Annotated in this window: 5 protein-coding genes and 1 pseudogene; all 6 read left to right on the top strand. The window is 65.0% G+C overall.

Annotated elements, in window-relative coordinates; all coding sequences use genetic code 11:
* A pseudogene (locus VGD20_RS08585) lies at nt 1-129 on the top strand (glutathione S-transferase family protein); the annotation flags it as partial.
* An 85-nt stretch (nt 130-214) separates the two neighbouring features.
* Nucleotides 215-994 (top strand): alpha/beta hydrolase, encoded by a 780-nt coding sequence (locus VGD20_RS08580; protein WP_331134043.1) that lies wholly within the window; start codon nt 215-217, stop codon nt 992-994.
* Nucleotides 995-1103: 109 nt separating this feature from the next.
* The gene (locus VGD20_RS08575; protein ID WP_331134042.1) at nt 1104-1385 is read left to right on the top strand and encodes a hypothetical protein; all 282 of its coding nucleotides are present in this window, start codon (nt 1104-1106) and stop codon (nt 1383-1385) included.
* 101 nt (nt 1386-1486) lie between these two features.
* Nucleotides 1487-1621, top strand: coding sequence for a 50S ribosomal protein L34 (rpmH, locus tag VGD20_RS08570; protein WP_054586364.1), 135 nt, complete (start codon nt 1487-1489; stop codon nt 1619-1621).
* Between the two features lie 89 nt (nt 1622-1710).
* Nucleotides 1711-1998 (top strand): ribonuclease P protein component, encoded by a 288-nt coding sequence (gene rnpA, locus VGD20_RS08565; protein ID WP_414714560.1) that lies wholly within the window; start codon nt 1711-1713, stop codon nt 1996-1998.
* A 151-nt stretch (nt 1999-2149) separates the two neighbouring features.
* Nucleotides 2150-2362, top strand: coding sequence for a membrane protein insertion efficiency factor YidD (yidD, locus tag VGD20_RS08560; protein ID WP_331134040.1), 213 nt, complete (start codon nt 2150-2152; stop codon nt 2360-2362).
* Nucleotides 2363-2397 lie beyond the last annotated feature (35 nt).

The following is a 2397-nucleotide window of genomic DNA, read 5'->3' as shown; positions in this document are numbered from 1 at the left end:
GACGGGAAATACGAGAATCTGCGCGCCTATCGCGCGCGCCTGCTCGCGCATCCGACGGTGTCGCGCTGCGTCGAGGAGGCCCGGCCGTACCGCGCCTATTTCCCGCTCGGCGCGCCCGACCGCGATTGAAGCGGTGCGTCCCATATCGGGGTTAACGGCGCGCTGACGCTGCCCGTTTGCCAATTGGCAGGCGCGCACGCGCGAAGGCGGACCCATGGTTCCGCCGTCGACCCTTTTGCGCATGCTGATCGTCGCCGCTTTCGCGGCGGTACTCGCGTTCGCGCCGGCGCACGCGCAGCAGGTCGTGACGGTCACCACAACGACGGTGACGTGGACGTGGGACGATGCCGCCGACGATGGCGCCGGATATGTCGACGAAGACGCCGCGCTCCTCGATGACGAAGTGCTCGCCGAAGACTCCGGTTTCGCGGCAACGCGGCGCTATGCGCCCGCTGCAACGCTCGCGACGCCCGGCCATGCCAAGGCGAACTTCGGTCCCTTTTCGGTGATCGACGGCGCCACCGTCCGCATGGCGGGCGACGTCACCTCGGCGACGCCGCGCCAGTTCGCGGCGATGCTCGCCGCCTTCCCAGGGCTCAAGCGGCTCGAAATGGTCGATTGCCCCGGCAGCCTCGACGAAGAAGCCAACCTGATCCTCGCGCGGGCAATCCGGCGTCAGGGCATGGAAACCGTGGTTCCGGCAGGCGGCTCGGTCCGGTCGGGCGCGGTCGAATTGTGGCTCGCCGGGACCACCCGCCGCGCCGCGGCCGATGCCGAATTCGGCGTTCATAGCTGGGCCGACGAATATGGCCGCGAGGCGAACGACTATCCGGCGAGCGACCCCGTCCATGCCGAATATCTGGGCTATTACCGTGAAATGGGATTGAACGACGCCAAGGCGCGCGAATTTTACGCGCTGACCAACAGCACGCCGTTCGACGACGTTCGCTATCTGACACGCGACGACATGGCACGCTTCGTCACGCTCGACTGACTTTCCGGCCCGGCGCGGCTTGCGCGGGCCGAAACGCCTCCCCACATCGACGCGCATGGCGAGACGCAGCCTCTACCAGCGATTGCGGTCAAACGCGCAGGTCCGGCTCATGCTGTTCCTTCTTGGTGTGCTGCTGATGATCGTTGCTCCGATCATCGGCCCGATCCCAGGGCCCGGCTTTATTATAGTTTTTCCTGCCGGCCTGATGCTGTGCCTGCAGAACAGCGCATGGGCTAAGCGGATTTATGTGCGGTTCAAACGGCGTCATCCGCGCTACGCCGATTGGACGGACCGGTTGATGCGGCGCACGAGCGCAGCGCGAAAGCGCGAACGCGAGGCGCTGGCGGCCGTCGATGGCGAAACGCTGGAAAACCGGGCCAATGCCGATTGACTTTGCGCCGACTCTCGCTTATCCGCGCCCCCATCGGTGGCCGCCCACGTTTGGCGGCCCTTTTCTGTTAGAGCCTTTTGAGAGAATTTGGGGATACCGCGATGAAGCGTACCTATCAACCGAGCCGCCTCGTTCGCAAGCGTCGCCACGGTTTCCGCGCCCGCAAGGCGACTGTCGGCGGCCGCAAGGTTCTCGCCAACCGCCGCGCCCAGGGCCGCAAGAAGCTGTCGGCCTGATCGCTGACGCTTCTGCGCCAGTAACACTGGTGCGAACGCTTTCAAAACGCAGCGAATTTCTGGCCGCCAACCGCGGCCTTCGCTTTCCCATGCCCGGCTTTGTCCTGCTCGTCCGCCACCGCGGCGACGACGACGATGCGCCGGGCATCGGCTATACCGTCAGCAAGAAGGTCGGCAACGCCGTTACCCGCAACCGGATGAAGCGGCGCTTTCGCGAACTCGCGCGCGCCGCGCTTCCCGAATCGGGAATTGCCGGCGCCGACCATGTGCTGATCGGCCGTCCCGGCGCCAACGACATGCTGTTTGCCGAACTGGGCGAACATCTCGATTCGGCGCTGAAACGCGCGGCGAAGAAGCTGGCGGCAAAGCCGTCATGAGCGTTGCCCTTCCCGCTTCTCGTCACCCCGGACTTGATCCGGGGTCCCGCTTTTCAACGTCGCTGAGCGGTACCCCGGATCAAGTCCGGGGTGACGAAGAAGGAAAAGCGTGGATCGCGAGTGGAGTTGCGCAGTTTTCCGGGCTTTTCTCATGATCGCGAAATTGCTGATCCTGATTGCGCGCGGGTGGCAACTCGGTCCTTCGCGCATCCTGCCACCGACCTGCCGCTATGCGCCGTCGTGCAGCGCCTATGCCATTACCGCGCTTCAGCGTCATGGTGCGATCAAGGGTGGCTGGCTGGCGACAAAGCGGCTATTGCGCTGCCATCCTTGGGGCGGTCACGGCTACGACCCCGTGCCATAGGCGCGGCACTTCCCGATATTATTGACGAAGAGAGA

Origin of the sequence: Sphingopyxis sp. (assembly GCF_036402335.1) — a bacterium.
Classification (GTDB): domain Bacteria; phylum Pseudomonadota; class Alphaproteobacteria; order Sphingomonadales; family Sphingomonadaceae; genus Sphingopyxis.
The sequence above is the reverse complement of the archived record's forward strand: the minus strand, read 5'-3'. Positions and strand labels throughout refer to the sequence as shown.

Bases quoted from the DNA above. Each gene is read 5' to 3' on its own strand.
- VGD20_RS08580 (WP_331134043.1), top strand. From the start codon at position 215: ATGGTTCCGCCGTCGACCCTTTTGCGCATGCTGATCGTCGCCGCTTTC.
- rpmH (WP_054586364.1), top strand. From the start codon at position 1,487: ATGAAGCGTACCTATCAACCGAGCCGCCTCGTTCGCAAGCGTCGCCAC.
- rnpA (WP_414714560.1), top strand. From the start codon at position 1,711: ATGCCCGGCTTTGTCCTGCTCGTCCGCCACCGCGGCGACGACGACGAT.
- yidD (WP_331134040.1), top strand. From the start codon at position 2,150: ATGATCGCGAAATTGCTGATCCTGATTGCGCGCGGGTGGCAACTCGGT.
- VGD20_RS08575 (WP_331134042.1), top strand. From the start codon at position 1,104: ATGCTGTTCCTTCTTGGTGTGCTGCTGATGATCGTTGCTCCGATCATC.